The sequence below is a fragment of the Actinoallomurus sp. NPDC050550 genome (assembly GCF_040655075.1).
Classification (GTDB): domain Bacteria; phylum Actinomycetota; class Actinomycetes; order Streptosporangiales; family Streptosporangiaceae; genus Actinoallomurus.
Genome location: NZ_JBFAJC010000058.1, coordinates 1 through 20613, shown reverse-complemented (window position 1 = coordinate 20613; position 20613 = coordinate 1). Strand labels below are relative to the sequence as shown.

Genomic DNA, 20613 nt, shown 5'->3' with positions numbered 1-20613 from the left:
GCATGATCGACACGCTGTTCGGGTTGATCCCGGCGGCGTCGCGGGGGCAGCAGTGGGTGGCGCGGGATCTGCAGTTGGTCAACTGGGGCGGCTACGACGGGTATCACCGCATCCGATTCGCTCCCGGCGCGACCTTGTTCAGTGGCGGTTCCGGGTCGGGCAAGTCGACGCTCATGGACTCCTACATCGCGTTGCTGATGCCGCACACCACGCCGTTCAATGGGGCGTCCAACGGCGGGGTGGTCGGCCGGCCCCGCGGTAAGGACCAGCGCAACATTGTCTCCTACGCGCGTGGGAAACTCGACGAGTCACGGGCGGGTGGTGAGACCAGGTCGCGGGTGCTGCGCGGGGATGGCCGCGACACTTGGTCGGCGATCGCGATGACGTGGGCCGACCGGAGCGGTGCGATGTTCACCGCGCTCCGTGCCTGGTACGTGCCGTCGTCCGCGCGCGCCCTCGACGACGTCGTCCCGGTCCGCGCCTGCACGGACGACGCCTACGACCTGCGTGAGCTGGACGGTCCCGCGGGCAGCAGGCTCGGCCAAGCCGCGGTTACCGCGACGGGCTTGACCTGCTTCGGCACCGACCGGGACTTCACCGCCCGGCTGCACACCACGCTGGGGATCGGCGCTGCCGGGGACGGTCACAAAGCGGTCGGGCTGCTCGGCAGGATCCAGGCTGGTCAGCAGATCACCACCGTCGATGCGCTGTACAAGACGATGGTTCTGGAGGAGCCGTCTACCCTGGTCACGGCGGACGAGGTGGTGCAGCAGTTCGACGAGCTGTCCGGCACCCGGGGCCGGATGATCACCGCTCGCCGGCAGGTGCGGGCGCTGACCCCGATCCGTGGCCACCGAGACATCATCGATCGCGCGATGGCACGACTGGGGGTCATCGACGATGTCGGATCGTTCACCGACCCGGTGTCCCCCGCGGCGCTGTGGCGGCACGAACGCCGGCTCGAGCTGCTGCGCACGGTCGAGCGGGACCTGGCCGGGAGGCGTCGCCGGGCTGAGGAGGAGGTGCGGGAGACGGCCGCGCTGATCAAGGCGGCGGAGTCCCAGCGGGACGCGGTGCTCGAGACCTTGCGCGCTTCCGGTGGCGACCGGCTGGAGACCGCGCGCCGCGAGATCCGTGGAGTGGATCAGCGGCTGGCCGACGTCGAACGCGCGCGGAAGCGTTTGGACCGTGCCCTGGACACCGTCGGCGCGACCGTGTCGACAGGCCAGAACTTCACCGCGCTGGTCGAGGCGGCGCACAGGGCGCTGGCCGACTCCGACGCCAGGAAGACCGCCCAGAACGCGTTCGCCGAGGCGGCCTCGGAGCGTAAGGACGCCGAACGTGACCTGGCCGGGTTGCGCGCCGAGCACAGCGCGGTCAAGGGCCGCCGCGGCAACATTCCCACCGACCTGCATGCCGCCCGCGACCTGCTGGCCGACGCCGCCGGACTCACCCCCGACGACCTGCCGTTCGTCGGTGAGCTGATCGAGGTGCGCACGGAGTTCGAACCGTGGCGGGAGGCATTCAACCTGGCGCTCGGCGGGTTCGCCACCCGGATGCTGATCGACATCGGCCGGCTGAACGCGTTCCGCGAGGCGATCAACGCGGTTCCCGTCGCCCGGCGCATCCAGTTCGAAGGCGTCCGCACCGGCATGCGCGACGAGGTCGGGCTGAACGACAAGACGCTCCCCGGCCGACTCGACTACCGTCCGTCGCCGTTCACCGCCTGGCTAAAGAGCGAACTCGCCAGCAGGTTCGACTTCGTCTGCGTCGAGACACCCAGACTGCTGGCGCAGCACCCCAAGGCGCTCACGATCACCGGCCAGACATCGCAACGCGGCCGGGGCGCGCACGGCGGTCACGGCCGAGCCAACCTGCTGGGATTCACCAACACGAGGCTGCTCGCCGACCTCGATACCCGGATCGGTCACGCCCAGAAACGCCATGATGACGCCCTCGCACAGGAGACGAAGGCGGAACAAGCCCTCAACTCGTTCGAAGAAAGACGCACCGCCTATCAGACCGTGACCGAACTGTCTTGGGACCAGGTGGACATCGAGTCGGTCGTCGCCGAACGGGACCGCTGGGAGGGGGTCATCGCCGAAGTCCGCGCGGGGAATCCGGAGATCGACCGGCTGCAGGGAGAGGCGGAGGAGCTCAAGAAGCGAGTCACCGGGCTGACCGAGCGAAGCGGCGGACAGAAGAGGGAGCTGGAGCGGCTCGGCGAGTCATGGGAATCGATCGTGGACGAGGTGGACGGCGCCCAGCGGGCCCTCGACACCGCCGCGGCAACGGGCACTGAGGTGAGCCGGGAGCATCAGGAGTACCTCGCGGGGCTGTTCGACAACGCCCCGGACGGCGCTGACCCGGCGACGGCGCTGGCGGAGTTCGACGCCGCGCACAGGCGCGGCGTCGAACGGATGCACGAGGATCGAAAGTCGGCGGAAGAATCGATCGGCCGGTCGCGGACGGCGCTGCATGAGACGTTCTCGACGTTCCTCGAGCGTTGGCCGAACCCGAACCTCGGCACCGAACCGGAGGCTTCCTACCGCGACTTCGACCGCCTGCTCACCGACCTGGAGACCAGCGGCCTGCACGAGCTGGAGACCGAGTGGCGCGACAGCCTGCTCAAACTCTCCGGCAACGACCTGACCAGCCTGGACAGCGAGCTCTCCGCCGCCGTGCGGGAGATCCGCGATCGGATCGACCCGGTCAACCGCATCCTTGCCGAACTGCCGTTCGCCGACGACGGCCACCGGCTGCGCATCGACCCGCAGGAAAGCCACTCCGCGGTGCGCGCCCGGTTCCGCAAGGAGCTGCGCGAGGTACGTGCCGTCATCGACAAGGCGGCCACGGACGCCGACCGGGAACGCGCCTACCACCGGATGGCCAAGGTGATCGACCGCATCCGCCGCACTGCGCCTGATTTCGCCGACCTGATCGACGTGCGCAACCACGTCCGGATCAGTGCGGAGAAGCGCGACCTCGCTGGCGAGCATGTCGCGGTCTACGACCACATCGGGGAGAAGTCCGGTGGAGAGTCTCAGGAACTGGTCGCGTTCATCGTGGGCGCCGCGTTGCGCTACCAGCTGGGCGACGCGGGCGCTGAACGCCCCCGCTACGCCCCCGTCTTCCTCGATGAGGCGCTGATCAAGGCGGATGCGCATTTCACCGGGCGAGCCATCGGCGCATGGCGCGGGCTGGGCTTTCAACTCATTATCGGCGCCCCTAACGACAAGCATAGCGCGATCGAACCCCACGTGGATGCGGAATACCTGATCCTCAAGACCGCAGAGGGACGGTCCTGGGCGAAGCCCATCGTCGCGGTGCCCGACACATGACCCCCCGACTGATCACCCCGGCGGACGCGGTCGAGTCACTCCGCCGCAAGGTCCACCAGAAGTGGGCGGAAGCCGTGTGCGCCGACCCCGGCGTCGGTGACCCGGTCACGTTCTCCGTCCCGCTCCGCCCCGGCGTGTCGACCGGTAGCGCGGTAGCGCGGATCGGGCACGCCGCCTGGCACGAGTGGCACATGCGCTGGCGTGAGTTCGCCGACCGGCACCCCACCGGTGTCGTGATCGTCCGCAAGCCGGTGTCCGTCCAGGGCGTGACGGACGCCTACCCCACCACGCTCGTCGCGGACCTGGACGCCGCCGTGGCCCTGGTCTCCGGAACCGAACCGCCGACCGTGGACGTCGCCCGCGCCCGTGCGCTCGCGTCGTCGCTGCGGTCCGCCGGCGCGGTAGTTACCCCGGCCACCGTCCGCGCCGCCTACCAGCTCGAAGCCGACGACACCGAGGTACTGCTCAGTGCGGTGACGTGGCTGCGCCGGCATCTGGACGCGGGCGCATGGACCGCACGTCAACTCCCCATCCCTGGCATGCACACCAAGTGGCTCGACACCCATGGCGCGTTGCTGCGCGACGTCGCCGGACGCGACGTGCGGGATGAGGTCCGGTCCCGGCCGGCCGTGCTGCACCTGACCTACGTCGACCCCGAGCACGCCGCGTCGGCCCGCCGCAGGCATGACGCCTGGACCACCGGCGACACGCACGACATCGCCTACCGGCCGCGGATCGTTCTCGTCGTCGAGAACCGCGACTCCCGGCTCTGGTTCCCACCGGTGCGGGACACGATCGTGGTCGAGGGCGGCGGCAAGGCGGCCGCCGCCGTGCTCGCGAACGTGCCCTGGATCCGCGCTGCGGACCACGTCGTCTACTGGGGGGACATCGACGCGGACGGATACGCGATCCTCGATCGGTTCCGCGCCGCGCTGGCCGAGCCCGCACCGGACGACGCGCCACCGAAACCGGTCACCTCGATCCTGATGGACGTCACCGACCTGCACCGCTACGCCCAGCACGGGGTGAATCATGACAAGGCGGGTCGCCCCATCAAGCCCTCCCCGGCGATCCTGCCGCACCTCACCGAAGCCGAGGCGACCGCCTACAACATCGTCGCGACCGCTGGCCCCACCCCGTTCCGCCGGATTGAACAGGAAGCCATTCCCCTCGCCCATGCCGCAACCCGGTTGCTGGACGTCTTCATGCGATTTCCTCTGTAACCGGGCCACAGCCCCCGCCAGGCTTCGGCGAGGGCATCGTCGACGAACCGGATGACGGCACCGCGCCTGCGGGGATGGTCCCCTTCTGGGCCCGCATGAGGTTGCCCCTGTACGGCCGGCCCGGTAGTTATCTGGGGTACTTGAGTGAACCTGCAGGTCAGCGGCTTGGTGGCCTGTCAGTCATGTAAGGCACGTAGGTGAAGTTGATCCGCAGATCTTGCCCGTTCATCGGGAGCCACACTGGCGACCTCGCGTAATCGACTGTCGCCTATTCGCGGGTATTGAACCGGATGGTTGTCACGGAGAGTGGTCGTCGCCTGGGGCGTAGCGGCTCCATGGGCTGCCGACGGCGGTGGCGATGCGGCTGGTCTGTTGGTCGGTGTAGCCGAGCATCCGTGCGATGACCGGTGCTGGTGCCTGGAGGGCCGGGTGCCGGCGCGGGAGCTGGCGGAGGTGTTCACCCCGTCTTCGGTCGAGGTGGAGTGGGCGCGCGGGAAGACGCTACGGGCACCGCGATCATGGTGCGTACATCGGCCGAGGGCCTCAGGCCGGCGCAGGTCAGGGCCATATGCGATCGAAACTTCTTGATCGCTACTGCTACCCAGGCCGCAGGGGCGCGCGAGCTCGCCAACCTCGGCTGACCGCCCCGGAGATCGCGGGCCGCCGCGAGTGTGGATGATCTCTGCTCGGCGGAGGGCTCCGGCATGGTCAAATAGACAACTATGGCTGTTTCACTGCAACCCGACGATCCCGAACGGCTGGGACGGTACGAGCTGACCGGCCGTCTCGGGGAGGGTGGCCAGGGCGTCGTGTATGCCGGGCGCGGGCTGGACGGCGGGGAGGTGGCCGTCAAGCTGCTGCGCACTCATGTCGCACGTGATCCGAAGGCGCGTGAGCGGTTCGTGCGTGAGTTCGGGTCCAGCCCAAGTAAGCCCAAAACCCACATTGAGATGATCTTGAACGGTGGGGCAGGCGCTTCAGCTCCGGGGAGTCAGCCCTTGAGCAGCAACCGAACTCGGCCAGTGGCGTTAGCGAGCCGTCGGGGGGTTAGCTGGATGTCGGCATCATCGGGTGTGCGGCGCTTGTGACCGAGGCGCCGCTCCCCCAGCGACGCGGCGGCCCGGCTTCAAGAAGCTGGTCCCGCTCTACCGCGCTGTCGCCATGAACCCCCGGCGGACGCGGGCGGGGGGAGCCGGTCGGGGTCGGCGGGCTTCTCCCAGGGGCGTCGAAGGTCGCCGGCCAGGCCGCGGCATAGACGCAGTTGGGTGTGGACGGCGAGGATGATCCAGGTCCACCGGTCGGCGGCCTGCGGGTCGCGCAGGCGGGGCTTGGTCCAGCCGAGGGTCTGCTTGAGGAGCCTGGCAGCTTCCGCGTCTCCAGAACCCTCGAATTACACGGAACGCGGGGCAAGGGTCTCCCCGATCGCCGCGAGTACGCCGCGCACTAGTTTTACTCAACGCACACAACGGTCTCCTCCGAAAGCGAGATAACCCATGGCAGTACCGGCCGCAGAGGCAGAGGGCATATTCATTGTCTACGTCGACGGCCCGGACCCCGATCCGGAGGAAGGCCGGCAGATCATGGCGGAGTTTGCGCGGCAGACGAAGATATGCCTGGCAGGCAACCAGTTGTCGCCCTGCCGAGGCGACGGCGACCTGACCGAGAGTTACGCACGCTACGTGGTCGACATGTTCGAGGGCCAAGGCAAACTCTCATCCGGCGCGGCGAGCCGAACGGTCATGCGCACCGTTACCGTGAACGGGACGCAGCGGATCGTGGCCGCCGTGCTCGCGAAGGAATTCAACACATGGGTGCGCGAGTTGATCCCGCGGCATCTGGAGCGGCTCGCCAAGGCCGGAGATCCCACGACCCGCCGTCCCGCGTTCCGTCTGCGGGCCAAGACCGGAGATCCCACGACCCGCCGTCCGGCGTTCGGGCGGCTCGGAAGCGATCCGGCTGTGTCCTTCGTCGCCGGCGCGCGAGACGGGCAGACCTTCCAGTTGGAGGGTCTCCAGATCACTGTGAGCCTGTTCGCCGAAACTGACCCGCAAAGCATCCGCGCGTCCATGCCCGGTGGGAGTTACACTCGGCTGATCACCGAGCTGGGGATCGTGGACGCGCTGGCCACGGCGGGAAGACCCGCAGATCGCGACATCGCGCACTGGCTCGTCTGCGCAGACGGCAGGCAGCAGATCGTGCACCTCGGCTACTTCACACCGCCGAACAGAGGCGGCGGCATCATCTTTCCGCATGACCTGATGACGCCCGAGGAACAACAATGGCTGGGGCGTTCCATCATCTGACAGCTCTTAAATCCACGCTGGGCGTGGCGACAGGCAAGGCGGGAAAAGATGGCGCAGTAAGAGACGGCGGGGACGCAGAAAGAGACGGCGGGGGCACGGGAAAATAGAAAACGACAAGAGAAGATGCGACGAAATGCGCTATGGCAAAAGCCAATAAGGGAAGAGTATAAAAAGGAATACGGGACGATGAGTGACGCGGCCGACGACAGGCATTGGCGACAGCATCTGGGGTGCACTGTCGTGGAGGCCGCCAAGAAGAAGCAGATGATAATCGTCTCTGATAGAGAGATTCGTCTCGCACGCGTTTGGACGATTCCGCGCAGCGGTGGGGCGGAAGAGGCCCAGTTCACCGAAGACGGAAAGCCAGTAGATACTCAAAATGATTACTGCAGGCACGAGACGAGCAAGCGTCCGCAGAAGGATAGAGTTTACTACTGCAACTGGACTACCCTCGGAGGGAATATGGAAGGGTACGTCCATGCTGCGCAGTCGTGCCGTCGCAGACTTCACTATTCTACTCGTTGGGACTAACGAAGAACAGAACGAGCTCGTCCAGGAGCTGGACGTTCGATCGTCATAGCGCACAACCAGCTCAAGGCCTCCATAATCTGAGTCTGGGACCGTGTCGGTGCCGAGGTCGGCCGCGTCGTAGCCCGCGGTGCCGACGAATCCGCGAAGGAGGCTTTGGTCTGGTCGTCGGCGGTGATCCAGTCCTTGACGAACTGGAGCAGTTCGGCGAGTTCGACCGCGTCTTCGGTGGCGAGCCGGATCGTGGACATGGTTCAGCCTGCGGTTTCGGTGAGGCGGGCTTCGAGGTCGGCGATCATCTGGGTGAGCAGGCTGGTGTTCTCGCGCCGGACTGCCTGGGGCCCGAGTTTGTCGATGCCGGCGACCTTGGTGATGCACTCCTCGGCGGCCTGGGCCATCGCCCCGAACTCGGTCTGGGCGATCGAGTGGGGGTTGGCGGCTTCGAAGGTGGTCGCGCGGTGCATGTCCTTCACCGATGTCATCGCCGCTCGCGCGGCCGCCATCGCATCCCGGGCGCTGAACTCGTCCCCGTTGCCTTGGCGCATGTAGCGGGTGGTGAAGACCCGGCGGCGCTTGGGGTCGGCCGAGGGCAGGAATCGCTCCAGCCGGTCGCCGCGGTCAGCGGCGATCACCCGCACCAGCCGGACCGCCCGCTGCAGCCGGGGCTTGCTCTTGATCCCGACCCCTTTGCCGATGTCGTCGTAGGACAGCTCCTGGCCGTGGTTGCTGAGCAGCCACATCATCACGTCCGCGACGTCGGTCTCGGCCTGCGTCCAGCCGGCGGCGTCCCGTCGCGGGCTCACAGCAGTCCGCCGTTGTCGTCCAGGAACGCCGCCAGGGCGGCGTCGTCCAGGGCGGCGCCGGTGGCCAGGTCCCGGACGGCTGCGATGGCGGTCTCGGCGCCGGTGCAGAGCTCGGCGATGGCCTCGGCGCGTTTCGGGGGTGAAGTTGATGTGTTGCTTGTGCAGCCGGGCCAGCGCCCGGGAGGCGGCCATGCGGATCTCGGCCATGGCGTTGAACACCTCCATGGACGCGTCGGCCTCATTCCCGTCCCGGGCGGCCCGGGCCGCCGCGGCGATGGCTTCTCGCTCGCTGCGGTGGGCGTCGAACTCACTGCCCTGCTGCGAGGTGACCGCGTCGGCGGCCTCGCGGTCGGCCGCGTCAGCGGCGGCCTGCCGGGCGTCGAAATCCGCCAATGCCTCCCGGGCCGCCGTCCGGGTCGCCTCATCGGCCAGCAGTGCGTTCTTGACCGCTGCCGGGTGCGTGAGCACGTAGGTGATGGCAGAGGGGCGGGCCCCGGACGCCGCGGCCTCACGCTCGACCGCCTCACGCCGCTCAGCAGACACGTTCCTGGCGTCCCAACTGCGGTAGTAGCCGTCCTTGCCATAGAACGGATACTTCTTGGAGTCGGGCAGCTCGATCTGTTCGCCGGGCTGCAGGGCGGTGGAGTGCGGGAACAGGCCATCGGTGTCGTCGGCCAGCCTGTTCCATGCCTCCAGCAGGGCGATCACCCGTTTGTGGCTGGTCTTGGCCCGGCGAGCGAACTCCGAGGCGCTAATGCGCCGGAAGGCCGTTCGACCGAACGGGCTGAACTGATATTCGAGTCTGACTCCGTTGCCTTCACCAGGGGTGACACGTCTGGCGACCAGGTAGGCCAGCATCCACGGGCCCGAGCGTTCGATGTTGGTGAACTGGACGATGTCCTCGGCGAGGGCCTCTTCACCGTCATCGCCCGCCAGCGCGGTGCCCTGCTCGTGGTCCCGGTCCTGCTCAGGCCGGTCCGGCGCTGGCGTCCAGTAGCCTGTCTCTTCGCTCATCAGGTGGCCTGCTGCTCCATGGTCTGGCGGCGCCGGCGGCCGGTGCCCGCAGCGGCGACCGGGATCGCGCTGACCTGGCGTGCCCAGGCCATGAACACGTCCAGGTCGCCCAGCGCGACCGAGACGTCGACCTGCTGGGCGGGGTCCAATTTGACGATGCTGGGAGGAAAGCGCTTGGCCAGGCGTCCGGCCTGCCCGGCCCCGACAAGATCGCGACAAACGAGCAAACATGGAGCAGACATCGGCCCGAAACGATCATCTTGGTCGCCGGACACGGCAAGAAAACGGAGGTCAGCGGCCAGATAAGTGGTAGGGCGCCTGCGGCTCGAACCCAGAACCTATGGATTAAAAGCGGACACTCCCTCAGTTATAGCAGGGGCGACAGGAAAAATAGAAAATATCTTGAAATGGTGATTCTTAAAGTTCCTCTAGTGTGAGGAATTGGTTGCTTCGCGTAGACGATTCCGTTGTTTTCTATATACGCGCCCTGCCCTTGCTGGATATTGACGCCAAAGAGATGCTTCCGGGATTAGGGGAGAAGCGGGAGCGGCTGTCGAACTCTGTCGTGGCCGGCCGCTTGCCTTGTCTGGAAGCAAGGATCCAGATGGGTGGATGTGGTCGACATGGCGGTAGTCCGCGCGGAAGATCGTCAGGGCGTGATCGAGGCGTGGATCCGGCGCGGGCGAGGCGAGGGCGAACGTGGGCGTCGGAGCGAACGCGGAAGTAGAACCGAGGCTGCGGTAGGGGTGCGGTTCGCGTTCTATGGGCGGACGTCGACGGTGGAGTTTCAGGATCGGGGGACTTCTCACGGGTGGCAGCGTGAGGCCGCCGAAACGGTCATCGCCGGACGTGGTGTGATCGTGGCGGATTTTTTCGATGTCGGGTGCACGCGGCGGTTGCCCTGGGCCGAGCGGCCCCAGGCGGCGGCGTTGCTGGCCGCGATCACTGGTCCGGGGCGGCCGTTCGATGCGATCGTGGTCGGGGAGTACGAGCGGGCGTTCGCCGGAGATCAGTTCGAGCGGATGATGCCGTTGTTCGAGCGCTGGGGCGTGCGGGTGTGGTTGCCCGAGGCTGGAGGACCGATTGATCTCGGCGATCCGATGCATAGGGCGCTGATCGTGATGCTGGGGGCCCAATCGCAGCGGGAGGTGCTGCGGTCGCGGCATCGGGTTCTGGCGGCGATGCGAGTGCAGGCGTGCGAGCAGGGGCGATACCTGGGCGGACGGCCTCCCTACGGGTATCGGCTGGTCGACGCCGGCCCGCATCCCAATCGGGCACACGCCCGCTGGGGCCGTCGTCTCCAGCGGCTGGAGCCAGATCCGGTGACTGCACCACACGTGCGGTGGATCTTCGCCGAGCGGCTCGCGGGGCGGAGCATGGCAGGTATCGCCCGGGAGTTGAACGAACGCGGCGTGCCGTGCCCGTCCGCTGCCGATCAGAAACGTAATCCGCATCGGTCAGGGCAAGGGTGGACGTTGCAGACGGTTGCCGCGATTCTCGGCAATCCGCGTTACACCGGTCGCCAGGTCTGGGACCGGCAACGGACCGAACATGAGGGCCCGTCGGGCTCGGAGGAAGCCGTTTCCGTCAGGCGGCGGTACCCGGTGTGGGAGTGGGCGGTATCGAAGCAGGTGGCGCATGCGCCGCTGGTCAGCGAGGAGGAATTCGTGGCCGCCCAGGCGATCAGGGCCGCCCGTCCGAACCAGGACGGCAATGCCCGCGCGTACCTGTTCTCGGGGCTACTACGGTGCCGGATGTGCCTGCGGCGCATGGACGCGCACTGGGTGAATGACCGTCCGGGCTACCGGTGCCGCCATGGCTACAGTAGCGCCAAGACGTGGGCACCCGCACGGGCGAAGAACCTGTACATCCGTGAGGACCGCATGCTCACCGCGCTGGCCGCACATCTTCCTGGGCGTGATCCGTCCGAGCTGGCCCAGTTTCTGCGTTCGAACGACTTGGTGATCGTCTGCGACACAGCGACCTGGACGGTCGCTGAGGCCGACTACTCAGACGGCCCGGCTGAAACCGATCTCTTCGAACAGCTCAAGCCAGGCCCACACCCCTTCATGGGGTAACTCTGTGTCCGAGAGCCGAACGCACATCCGCTCGTCCTCACCCGCTCCTTCTTGCTGGGAGCCAGGTGAATGGCCACACGAAAGGAGGTTACCCCGAATGGCGCGGCCAATGTCTGTATCCGCCGTATCACCACGGTCAGTGTCGTGTTCCTCGCGCTGATCGCCGCGGTGGTGAGCTTCGGGCACATGCACGAACTCGCCCTCCGGCACGGTGAGACGCCCGTGAACGCGACCCTCATCCCGCTCAGCGTCGATGGGATGGTCGTCGCATCCTCGATGTCCGTGCTGCTGGCCGGCAGGACCGGCGTCAGCGTCCCGTGGCTGCCGTGGACGCTCCTCATCGTCGGAAGCCTCGCGAGCCTGGCCGCTAATGTCGAGGTCGCCGAGCCCACGGTGGTCGGCCGCGTGATCGCCGCCTGGCCCTCGTTCGCCTTCGTCGGTGCCTATCACCTTCTGCAGGGCCAGCTACGGGTACACCTGTCGGATCCGGCCGAACAAGACGACCCAGAGACGGTAAACGCGGAGCCTGAGCCTGCGGCGGGAGAGCCTGCGCCGGAGGGCCCTGGAGACGACGGCGCGGAGGTGTCCGATCTGCGGAGGTGCCTGCAGCGGGAGGCGTGGCAGTGGGCCCTGGCGTATCTTGCGGAGAACGGTGAGCTGCCTGGGGGAGCGGCGATCGGGACACGCTTCAAGCGAAGTCCCCGATGGGGGCGCCTCGTCAAGAACGCCGGCCTTGCCGGTGCCCTCACCTCGCTTCCCGAAGCCGACAACTCGTCAACCTACGTTGGGCGGTGACCGTTCACGTTGGCCGAGTTGGTCACTGTGGCCTGCCGTTTTCTGCGATGCCGCGGCGGACGCGGCTTCGTCCTGTTGACCGAACGCTGCACCGCGCTCAAACACACCAGGCTCAGCCCACGTGGAATCGGCGACCGGGTCCGCGCCGCCCACATCCTCACCCTCTTCGAACACCGCCGGATCCACTAAAAGTCATCGAGAAAACCTCATTGGGATCCACCGTGTTTGTCGATATGGCCATCGGATGTTGGTGCGATGTGGAAAGTTGCTCCTGAAATATGGCCAGCTTGGATTATGGATCCGAATTGTACGTCTCCGCTGTTGAAGTTGGAGATGGACTTCGCCGAACTGGGCATCGGTGTATCGAGAAGGCGCCGTAGTTCGTCTGCGGCCGTTTCGTCTGACCGCAGGAGGAACTCCAGCCGTGCGCGCCAGTGGCTCTCGATGGCAGCCGTCTTCGTATCGTCATGCTCGAGGTGGGCGGTCACAAGTTCGACCCGTGATGTCTCCAATTCTTCCAACGGCGTCTCATCGGGGGCGAATCGAGCAAGCATCCTTGCGAATCCATCCTTCACCTGCGCCCAGGAATCGGAGACCATCAATCCAATGAGTGCGGTTGCTCCGCTGCTCGCCAGCGCGGCCAGTTCAGCTTCCATCATCTTCCTCTGCTGTGGGCTCGGCGTCGGTCGGCGCGTCGTACCGGCGTATCAGGTCCTCGGCCAGCTCCTGCCATCCGTGCTCGGCGGCCCAGCCGGCCACCTGCCGAGCGAACAGGCGACACTGCGGATCGCGCTCATCGAACGGCGCCGTCTGTACGAGGGCGTCGAAGCGGTCTGCAGCGGAGTCCTTGGGCTCTGGCGACCAAGCCGCATCAGATCCGTTCGGGCTGTAATGGCCGTTCGACGCGGCGAACCCGGGAATGAACGAGTGGAACGCCTCCGGCACGTCGCCGTTGTTCGCGGCGGACGAGAGCTGCGCGAGAAGGCCGATGTCATTGACCGTCTTCTCCACCTGGTCGTCGTTCCTGGCGAGCCACCAGACCACGGCGCTGCCGGGGTTCTTCAAAACATCTTCGCCAAGATACTCGCGCTTGTTCAGCTCGTATTTTCGTTCGTGCTCCCAGATGGCCTCTTCTTTGCGTACCGCGGCGAGCTTGTCCAGCCGTTCCTGGTCGCGGTCGGGAAGAACGAGTTGGACCGACTCGGCCATCGCCCGGACACGTCCTGTGGCGTCCGCTCGCATCTCTCCGAGTGCGCCGGCCAACTCGTGCCGGGTGAGCGAGGCGTGGCTCGGATGTCGTAGCTCGGTGATCTCCCGGGCGCGTTTCAACACGGCGTCGATCGCGAGGGCGGCGGGGTTGATCGCGGATTCGTCCGTGATGGCCGTAGTCGGTGACCAGATCACCGTGGCGGAGAACAGGAAGGAGTAGTCGGGCAGGTCGGTTGGCAGGGCGATGTCGGTGACAACGCGTGTTCTCCTGACGTCCGCTGCCGGGTGGGGCACGTACCCGAGCATGGGTTCCGGTCGTGAGGTCCTGGCTGACGGTGGGCCGGCGTGCCTGCTCGCGAACAGCAGCGCGGTCCCGAACCCGGCCGCCGCGACGAGCGAGATCCATAGCGGCCATGGCGCGAAGAGGACCAGGCCGACGAAGATCAATCCGCCCGTGACCGCCAAGTACAGCGTCGTGGTGTTTCGCCCGGCGCTCATGGGGTTCTCCCTTCGTTCATGTGAGTCATGCGATCCGGGCTTCCCAGACGGTGTTGATGTTCTGGACGATCAGGTCACCGAGTGCTGTCCACGCTTCCTGCTCGCGCGTCATCGCGTAGAGCCGGGCCAGAACGGCGGCGTCCTCTTCGCCTCCGCGTACGAGGACGTCGAGGAGCGGATGTCGATGCCGCTCGTCTGCGGCGGCGACGCGCAGCCACCACCGCACGCTCGGCGTCCACACTTCATACGGACGTCGCGAGAAGACGAGCGACCAGCCGGTGGTCAATTGCTGGCGTATGGTGCTTTCGGCGAGGAGCGCGTGATTGCGCCTGCCGGGATCGGTGAGCGCTTCAGGATCGGCGATCTCCAGAAACAGCTCGACGTCGCGCTGCCACTTGCCCGGTTCGGATCGCGGATCCGTGAGACGGGTCAGCATCTGCCGGCGGAGTCGAGGCGCACCGCTCACCAGCCCGACCAAGGTCTCGCGTGCCAGGTCTCCGCGCTCTCGCCTCGCCACATGATGCAGCCGCACCAGAGCCTCATCAGGATGCGTCGCCATCATCTCGTCACGGCACGCCACGATGATCACTTCAGCGAGCCGCTCAGAGAGACCATCCCTCTGCGACCATTCGTAGATCTGCCGCCGGAAGGACCGGCCCTGCTTCTCGTCCCGGAGGCCACGCCGCACGACCAGAGCGGCCGCCTCCATCCTGCGGGTCGTCGTAGGATGTGCGGTCCACTGTTCGACCAGAGACACCAGCGCTGGCCGGTACCGCTCGGTCAGGCACTGCTCGGTGAAGTGCTTGACCAGGGTCGTCCGTTCGCGAAGGGAGAGGTCGAGTGAGTCGGCGGTCTGCTTCACCCAGCCCTGTAGCGGATTGCGGAGCTCCGGCATATGAGCCCAGAAATACGACCGGACCGCCGCGTCGTAATCGAGCTTCTCGAACCGGACGCTGTCGGAAGAATCAACCTTTGCGTCGATCTCCTTGAGTCTTTGGTCGAGTGGAGCACGTTCCAGTAGCCGGTCGTCCCCACTCGGATGCGCGACCGCATCGAGAAGGTCGACGCCTGCCTGGTGGATGACGTCAGGGTGTGCTTCGTGCAGCATGGCGACAGCCAACAGCAGCGCACGTTGCGGCCCCGAGGAGAGCTCGGCCACCTGCTCGGCCACCTCCTGCGCCTGGACGAAGAGCGCCTGATAGGCGTCCTCACACCAGGTCACGAAGCTGCCCTCGAGGCTTTCGTCCCGAGCCATGCTGATCAGCCCGACGTATTGGGGAATCTCCTCCATGCGTCGGTCGGCGTCCAGGAAACGCAGCGGAGGAAGCGGAACCGGCCGGGGAATGTCTTCTGCCCAGAGGTAGCGGGACAACACCTCATCAACCGCCGGGCGCTGTATCTCAGCGCGGTATCGGGCCAGAGTCGAACCGAGATGAGCAGCAGTTTCGTCCGGCAAGACGACGACGAGGTACGCGTCACGGTCCTGCACCATCGCGCGTAGCGAGGACAGTTCGTTGTGGACCTCATCCCATCGCGTCCCTGCCACTTGAGACAGGTCCAGCCACACCAAGTCGCCGTCGCCGACATGGCTGCGATCGATGGACGGCCCGTTCCCGTTCTCCTGCAGCACCAGTTCGTGAGGCTGCCTCCCACCGTCTCTGAGATCCCACAGGAGCATCTTCGCCGCAGCGATCCTGCCACTGCCCGGAAGCCCATAGAGGAACACGGTGTGGGAGGCCTTCAGGACTTCTCGCGCCTTGTCCAGCCCCACAGGCTTGATGAAGCGCTGTTTGAGCCATCGCAGCTCGTCTGCGGGCTGCTTGCGGGGAGCGGCCCCGAGCGAGTCGCTCTGCAGCAGGTAGTACGTGTAGTTGATGTCTCCGGCTCCGGTATGCATGCCTCCGCGAACGTCGGAAGCGTGCGTCTCGAACGAGTCGCTCAACGCTCCTCCTCCTCGCCGCGCGCCCGGCCGAATCGGTGGCTGATGCCGCCGTGGTTGTCGCCTTGGATGTACGTCGCTCCGTCGCCGGAGAAGTGGTTGGTGTTCTGGTTGATGTCGCCTTTTCCGGTGTGGACCGGGCCGCGATTGCCCTTGATGACGGTGCCGACGTCGCCGTCGATGTTGCGGCTTTGGGTGACCGTCCCGCGGGTGTCGCTCGCGGTGTTGTACACGGCGCCAGTGTCGGTGGATCGGGAGGCTTGCCGGTCCGCCTTCTTGAGCGCCGGGACGAGTTCGGCGAGGAAGTCGCCGATGCGTCTGATGTCCATCTCGTTGTCGCGCGGGTCCAGCCGGAGGGATTGGACATCGGCCAGGCGTTCGAGCTCGGCCGGTAGATCGGCCGCCTTCAGGCGCTCGGTTCTGCGGCCCTTGAGCACCGGGATGACGGTGATCTTCGAGGCATAGGCCTCCAGGATCTCCCGGCGTACCCAATCGCTCTTGTCGCGCAGCCGACGGTCGTGAGCCCAGCCGGGACCCATGACTGCGAGCAGGACCGCACTGTTGTGCACGGCCATGATTAGCTCTTCTGGGTAGGACTGGCCCGGCTGGATGGAGTTGGTGGCGCGGAAGATCCGCTCCTTGCCGAACCGGTTGGACAGTCCCTGCTCCAGCAGGGCGGCGGCCTCGTCGCCGTCACCGGTGCGGTAGTTGATGAACACTCCATGCATCGTGGTCTCCTCACTACGGGGCGGTGGTTCCTAATGCGCTACCGAGTTCAGGTGCCAACTCGCGCACCGATCGGTTCTTCGGGTAGCGGGACAGCATGCGTGCGAGGGCGCGCAGGTCGGACGAGACAGTCGCCGATCCGACCGTGGTGACGCCCAGTAGCAGTTCGTGGGTCAGCTGGCAGGCGTGGTCGATCTCGCCGTCCGCCGCGTACGCGAGCGCTCGCCGTGTGCCGAAGCGGACCCGTGTGCGCGTCGCGCGTTCAGGCACTCGTGCGAACTGGGTTTCGATGACCTGGGCGGCGGTGCGCGGCCGTCCCAGGTCGTACAGGCACCAGCCTCTGACCATCTCGGCTGGGTCGGTCAGGTTCGTGGTGCCGATGACCGGAGAGCCCGAGGCGTCCATGTGGCGGGCGAGGAACGCACGGGCTTGGTCCAGGCTTCGCATGCAGGCGTCGTAGTCGCCGGCGAGCGCGTGTCCTTGGGCCTCCCGTTGTGCGGCCAGGCCACGGATGCGCGGTGGCACATCACCGCTCTGTGCCTGCCGGGCCAGCTCGATCGTCTGCTCGGCGTCGTCGCGGTAGAGGGTGACGAGCGCGCGCCGGACCAGCGCGTATGCGGCAAGGTGGTGATCACCACCGGCGTCGGCGAGGTCTACGGCGCGTCGGGTCCACCACAGTGCCCCCTGTTCGTCGCCGGTTTCCTGTACCAGCCAGCCGATGTATTCGGCGTAGCGGGATCCGAGCCGCAACAGCTCCTGGCGCGTGCGGGTACCGGCCGAGCGGGACAGTTCCTGGAGCACGTGGGTCTGTGCGATGAGGACAGGCAGCAACAGCCCGGGATCGGTGGCTTGACCGAGCTGCCGGTATTGATCGAACAAAGAACGGAATGCTCCGAGAAGCGTTGTCCCGTCCGCGTCGGCGGAAACGACTGGCAGGCCGATGTTCATGCCCGCAATCGATGCGGCTCCAGCCGCGACCACCTGGCGTCGGCTCATAGGCTGGAACCGACTTTGGCCATCTGAGGACAACTGCATCAGCCACACCTCCTCATCAGTTCTTGGTTCTACGGTGACTTCGGTCTCTGGGGAGTTCTCCCGGATCAGGGAGACGAGTGTTCCTCCAGCGTCGAGCGCGGTGTCACAGAGGCGAGCCAGCTCACGGCTGGGTCTCTTGATGCCTCGCTCGACCTTGCTCAGCTGGGCCTTGCTGTAATGGACCCGCTGGGCCAGACCGGTCAGCGTGAGGTCCGCCGCCAGGCGCCTTCGTCGAAGTTCTGCTCCGAAATCGGTGGACTGTTGGACCACTTGAACCTCCGTCCCTGCCCGTCCGAACAGCCGGGAGTCACCGCCAGTAAGACTGCGGGAGCCGCGCTGGCCGGACAAGACGAATACGGTGTTTCCCGTTTCCTCTTCCGAAGGCAATAGGAAATCGTCGCGTTTGTCGATGGGTGCAGGAGCCGATCGAGGCCGTAGCGGATTCCGAGGGAAACCATGTGCTGTCGCCGCTGGGCGATCTCGCGGAGATGCATCAGCGGCAGGGGCGGACCTCAGGCGATCGGCAACCATGCGACCGAGCTGGATCGGTTACCCGCGCGATCATTGTGGTGGGCGAGGGCAGCGCGAAGGCGCCAAGTACTGGCTGCAGGTGCTCACCGAACTGAAGAACCGTGGCGTCGCCGACTGTTGCATGGTCGTCTGCGACGGCCTCAGTGGCCTGCCCGATGCGGTCGCCAACGTCTGGCCCCAGGCGCTGGTGCAGACCTCATCCGTCCACACTGGTTCGTGGCGAGATCGTCTCGCTGGTCACCTGCGCCGCCCCGGGCACGACCTATGCAGACGAGCACCTTCGAGGTCCAGACGCAGACCTGCCGGCCCGAGGCGGTGGCGGGCTTCACATCGGTCAGCGGGAGTCGCGCTTCGAGCGCCGAGATGAGGTTCCGAGGAAGCCGGCCTGCGCGGTGACCAAGCCCCGTTAAGGAGCAAAGTGGTCACTACCCCCGACAGCCCTGCGGCCGAGCCGGCGTTCGCCGGGATCGACTGGGGCGGAGCCTCCCACCAGCTCTGTGTCGTCGATGCCGCCGGCCAGGTCCTGGAGCAGCGCCGCATCCGCCACGACGTCGCCGGACTGGCCGAGCTCGATGAGCAGCTGGCCCGCCGATCTGGCATCAAGGTCGCGATCGAACGTGGTGAAGGCCTGCTGGTGGAGCATCTGCAACAGCGCGGCCTTCAGGTCTACTGCATCTCCCCGAAGATCTCCGCCCGAGCCCGGGAACGCTATCGGCTCGCCGCGACCAAGTCCGACGCCTTCGACGCGTTCGTGCTGGCCGACACGCTCCGCCACGAGCATGCCCACTGGCGGCCTCTGCCGGCGCCCTCGCCTGTGACGGCCGAACTGGCCGCCGTCACCCGCGACCGTGAACGCATCATCGAATCGCAACGCGCCGTGGAATCCCAGCTCCGCGCGATTCTCGAGGCTTACCATCCGGCGCCGTTGCATCTGTTCTCGACTCTGGACCGCGACATCACCTTGTCCTTCATCACCGACTACCCCACCCCGGCCCAGGCAGGACGGGTCGGCGAGGCACGGATGGAGGCGTTCTGCCGCCGGCACGGCTACTCCGGCCGCGTCCCCGCCGCCCGGCTGGTCGAGCGGATGCGCCCCCATCTGTTGTCGGCCAGTCCCGGCACGATCGCCGGCAAACAGTTCACCGCCAGCCTGTTCGTCGACCAACTACAGCTGCTCAACACCCAGATCCGAGGCTGCGACAAACGCATCGGCCAGCTCCTTGACACCCATCCCGACGCCGGAATCTTCCGCAGTTTTCCCGGCATCGGACCCGTCACCGCCGCCGCGCTGATCTCCGAGATGGGAGATGACCGCGCCCGGTATCCCGAGCCCGCAGTGCTCCTCGCCGAGACGGGCCTGGCACCAGTGACTCGAGCCTCTGGCCGGATGCACCAGGTCCGCTTCCGTTATGCCGCCAACTCCCGGATGCGGCACGCCATCGACTGGTGGGCCTTCACCTCCACACGCGAAGTCGACTGGGCCCGCCAAGCCTACGAAGACGCACGTGCCCGCGGCCAGGGTAAATACCGTGCCCTGCGTGGGCTCGGCGCCCGCTGGACCCGCGTTCTCTGGCGCTGCTGGATCGACCACGTCCCCTACGACCCCGAAAAGCACCAGGCCGCCAAACAGAGCACCGCCGCCTAAACACACCCGCTGAGAAGATCACCCGCGCGAGGCCCGGTCACGCGGGTCTGCGGCATGCCCACTTCCAGAACCACCCCACCAGCCACTTCAGCCTCAAAGGTTGACAGCGGGAGTCTGCATCGTTCACCTGCTCCGCAACAGCTTCCGGTATGCCGCCCGGCAGGACTGGGACAAGATCGCCAAGGCCCTCAAGCCCGTCTACACCGCACCCACCGAATCGGCGGCGATGGAACGGTGGCTGGAGTTCGCCGAGACCTGGGGGACCAAGTATCCGGCGATCGTGCGGCTTTGGGAGAACGCCTGGGCCGAGTTCGTCCCGTTCCTGCAGTTCGACCCCGAGATCCGCAAAGTCGTCTGCTCCACCAACGCCATCTGGGTGTTGTACTTGCCGAGTCGATCAAGGAGTTGCTCCCTTGAACGGCGTTCCAACCGGCCAGCCCTGGCTCTGAACGCTATTGACGCCGCGAGGTCGTCTTCGATTCGAAGTGCCGGGCTGGCCGCGTGAGCGCGGGCCCCCCGACACCTGGCTTGAAGAGAGCCTGCACCGACTCAACCCAGATCTGCCGGCATCGGGGGTCCGCGCTGACCACCGTAGCCTGCAGACGAAGAGTACTTTCGGTGAAGCCGACGCATGCGGTCGCTGGGATCGACCCGCACAAGCACACCGCCACGATCGCGATCCTGGATCTGCGCGGCCGGGTGCAGGAGACCGCATCGTTCCCCGTGACTCCTGATGGCATGCGTGAGCTGCTGGCTCTGCTCATGGACACCGAGCTCGTCCTCGACCGGATCGGGGTCGAGGGATCGGGGGCGCTCGGCCGACCGCTGGTGGTCGCGTTGACCGCCGCGGGCTATGACGTGCGGGAAGTCCAGGCCAACCGGACCGCCGAGCGGCGGCGCCGACGACGGCGCGCCAAGACCGACATCGACGACGCCGAGGCGATT

General features: G+C 66.6%; 15 protein-coding genes and 2 pseudogenes. 9 read left to right on the top strand and 8 right to left on the bottom strand.

Annotated elements, in window-relative coordinates; all coding sequences use genetic code 11:
* The first annotated feature begins 2 nt into the window (after positions 1-2).
* Both AB0I04_RS45200 and AB0I04_RS45195 read left to right on the top strand, forming a co-directional pair.
* The gene (locus tag AB0I04_RS45200; protein WP_360899586.1) at positions 3-3341 is read left to right on the top strand and encodes an SbcC/MukB-like Walker B domain-containing protein; all 3339 of its coding nucleotides are present in this window, start codon (positions 3-5) and stop codon (positions 3339-3341) included.
* On the top strand, positions 3338-4564 hold the full coding sequence (locus tag AB0I04_RS45195; RefSeq protein ID WP_360899460.1) for a Wadjet anti-phage system protein JetD domain-containing protein: 1227 nt from the start codon (positions 3338-3340) through the stop codon (positions 4562-4564). Before AB0I04_RS45200 ends, AB0I04_RS45195 begins: the two co-directional genes overlap by 4 nt.
* A 731-nt stretch (positions 4565-5295) precedes the next feature.
* Here AB0I04_RS45195 and AB0I04_RS45190 read toward each other — a convergent pair.
* Positions 5296-5433, bottom strand: coding sequence for a hypothetical protein (locus tag AB0I04_RS45190; protein ID WP_360899457.1), 138 nt, complete (start codon positions 5431-5433; stop codon positions 5296-5298).
* A gap of 624 nt (positions 5434-6057) precedes the next feature.
* Between AB0I04_RS45190 and AB0I04_RS45185 the strand changes: the two genes are divergently transcribed.
* The gene (locus AB0I04_RS45185; RefSeq protein WP_360899454.1) at positions 6058-6867 is read left to right on the top strand and encodes a hypothetical protein; all 810 of its coding nucleotides are present in this window, start codon (positions 6058-6060) and stop codon (positions 6865-6867) included.
* A gap of 782 nt (positions 6868-7649) precedes the next feature.
* On the opposite strand, the gene AB0I04_RS45180 is transcribed toward AB0I04_RS45185, so the two are convergent.
* Both AB0I04_RS45180 and AB0I04_RS45175 read right to left on the bottom strand, forming a co-directional pair.
* Positions 7650-9212: a hypothetical protein gene (locus AB0I04_RS45180; RefSeq protein WP_360899451.1), complete on the bottom strand. Its 1563-nt coding sequence runs from the start codon at positions 9210-9212 to the stop codon at positions 7650-7652.
* The gene (locus AB0I04_RS45175) at positions 9212-9439 is read right to left on the bottom strand and encodes a hypothetical protein (protein ID WP_360899448.1); all 228 of its coding nucleotides are present in this window, start codon (positions 9437-9439) and stop codon (positions 9212-9214) included. Before AB0I04_RS45175 ends, AB0I04_RS45180 begins: the two co-directional genes overlap by 1 nt.
* A gap of 381 nt (positions 9440-9820) precedes the next feature.
* Here AB0I04_RS45175 and AB0I04_RS45170 point away from each other — a divergent pair, with 381 nt between their 5' ends.
* Positions 9821-11290 (top strand): recombinase family protein, encoded by a 1470-nt coding sequence (locus tag AB0I04_RS45170; protein ID WP_360899445.1) that lies wholly within the window; start codon positions 9821-9823, stop codon positions 11288-11290.
* A 144-nt stretch (positions 11291-11434) separates the two neighbouring features.
* Positions 11435-12085: a DUF2637 domain-containing protein gene (locus AB0I04_RS45165; protein WP_360899442.1), complete on the top strand. Its 651-nt coding sequence runs from the start codon at positions 11435-11437 to the stop codon at positions 12083-12085.
* 206 nt (positions 12086-12291) lie between these two features.
* On the opposite strand, the gene AB0I04_RS45160 is transcribed toward AB0I04_RS45165, so the two are convergent.
* Genes AB0I04_RS45160 through AB0I04_RS45140 form a run of 5 tightly spaced genes read right to left on the bottom strand, consistent with a single transcriptional unit; the run spans position 12292 to position 17762 of the window.
* Entirely contained in the window at positions 12292-12741 is a 450-nt protein-coding gene (locus AB0I04_RS45160; protein WP_360899439.1) for a hypothetical protein, read from the bottom strand.
* A complete protein-coding gene (locus AB0I04_RS45155; RefSeq protein WP_360899436.1) occupies positions 12731-13792 on the bottom strand; it encodes a hypothetical protein in 1062 nt (353 codons plus the stop codon). The genes AB0I04_RS45160 and AB0I04_RS45155 overlap by 11 nt, the downstream gene beginning before the upstream one ends.
* 25 nt (positions 13793-13817) lie before the next feature.
* Entirely contained in the window at positions 13818-15734 is a 1917-nt protein-coding gene (locus tag AB0I04_RS45150) for a hypothetical protein (protein ID WP_360899433.1), read from the bottom strand.
* Entirely contained in the window at positions 15731-16459 is a 729-nt protein-coding gene (locus AB0I04_RS45145; RefSeq protein WP_360899430.1) for a toll/interleukin-1 receptor domain-containing protein, read from the bottom strand. Before AB0I04_RS45145 ends, AB0I04_RS45150 begins: the two co-directional genes overlap by 4 nt.
* 13 nt (positions 16460-16472) lie before the next feature.
* Positions 16473-17762, bottom strand: coding sequence for a helix-turn-helix transcriptional regulator (locus tag AB0I04_RS45140; RefSeq protein WP_360899427.1), 1290 nt, complete (start codon positions 17760-17762; stop codon positions 16473-16475).
* A gap of 316 nt (positions 17763-18078) precedes the next feature.
* On the opposite strand from AB0I04_RS45140, the pseudogene AB0I04_RS45135 reads away from it, so the two are divergent.
* The 4 genes and pseudogenes from AB0I04_RS45135 to AB0I04_RS45120 form a co-directional block, all read left to right on the top strand.
* A pseudogene (locus AB0I04_RS45135) lies at positions 18079-18231 on the top strand (transposase); the annotation flags it as partial.
* 210 nt (positions 18232-18441) lie between these two features.
* The gene (locus AB0I04_RS45130) at positions 18442-19668 is read left to right on the top strand and encodes an IS110 family transposase (protein ID WP_360899424.1); all 1227 of its coding nucleotides are present in this window, start codon (positions 18442-18444) and stop codon (positions 19666-19668) included.
* A 115-nt stretch (positions 19669-19783) separates the two neighbouring features.
* A pseudogene (locus AB0I04_RS45125) lies at positions 19784-20041 on the top strand (transposase); the annotation flags it as partial.
* A gap of 245 nt (positions 20042-20286) precedes the next feature.
* A partial coding sequence (locus AB0I04_RS45120) for a transposase (protein WP_360899421.1) occupies positions 20287-20613 on the top strand: 327 nt, incomplete at its 3' end.

Excerpts from the sequence above, each read along its gene's own strand:
- AB0I04_RS45200 (WP_360899586.1), top strand. The coding sequence starts at position 3 with ATGATCGACACGCTGTTCGGGTTGATCCCGGCGGCGTCGCGGGGGCAG.
- AB0I04_RS45195 (WP_360899460.1), top strand. The coding sequence starts at position 3,338 with ATGACCCCCCGACTGATCACCCCGGCGGACGCGGTCGAGTCACTCCGC.
- AB0I04_RS45190 (WP_360899457.1), bottom strand. The coding sequence starts at position 5,433 with ATGAGTGCGCAGCAGCTTGACGGCCACCTCCCCGCCGTCCAGCCCGCG.
- AB0I04_RS45185 (WP_360899454.1), top strand. The coding sequence starts at position 6,058 with ATGGCAGTACCGGCCGCAGAGGCAGAGGGCATATTCATTGTCTACGTC.
- AB0I04_RS45180 (WP_360899451.1), bottom strand. The coding sequence starts at position 9,212 with ATGAGCGAAGAGACAGGCTACTGGACGCCAGCGCCGGACCGGCCTGAG.
- AB0I04_RS45160 (WP_360899439.1), bottom strand. The coding sequence starts at position 12,741 with ATGGAAGCTGAACTGGCCGCGCTGGCGAGCAGCGGAGCAACCGCACTC.
- AB0I04_RS45155 (WP_360899436.1), bottom strand. The coding sequence starts at position 13,792 with ATGAGCGCCGGGCGAAACACCACGACGCTGTACTTGGCGGTCACGGGC.
- AB0I04_RS45145 (WP_360899430.1), bottom strand. The coding sequence starts at position 16,459 with ATGCATGGAGTGTTCATCAACTACCGCACCGGTGACGGCGACGAGGCC.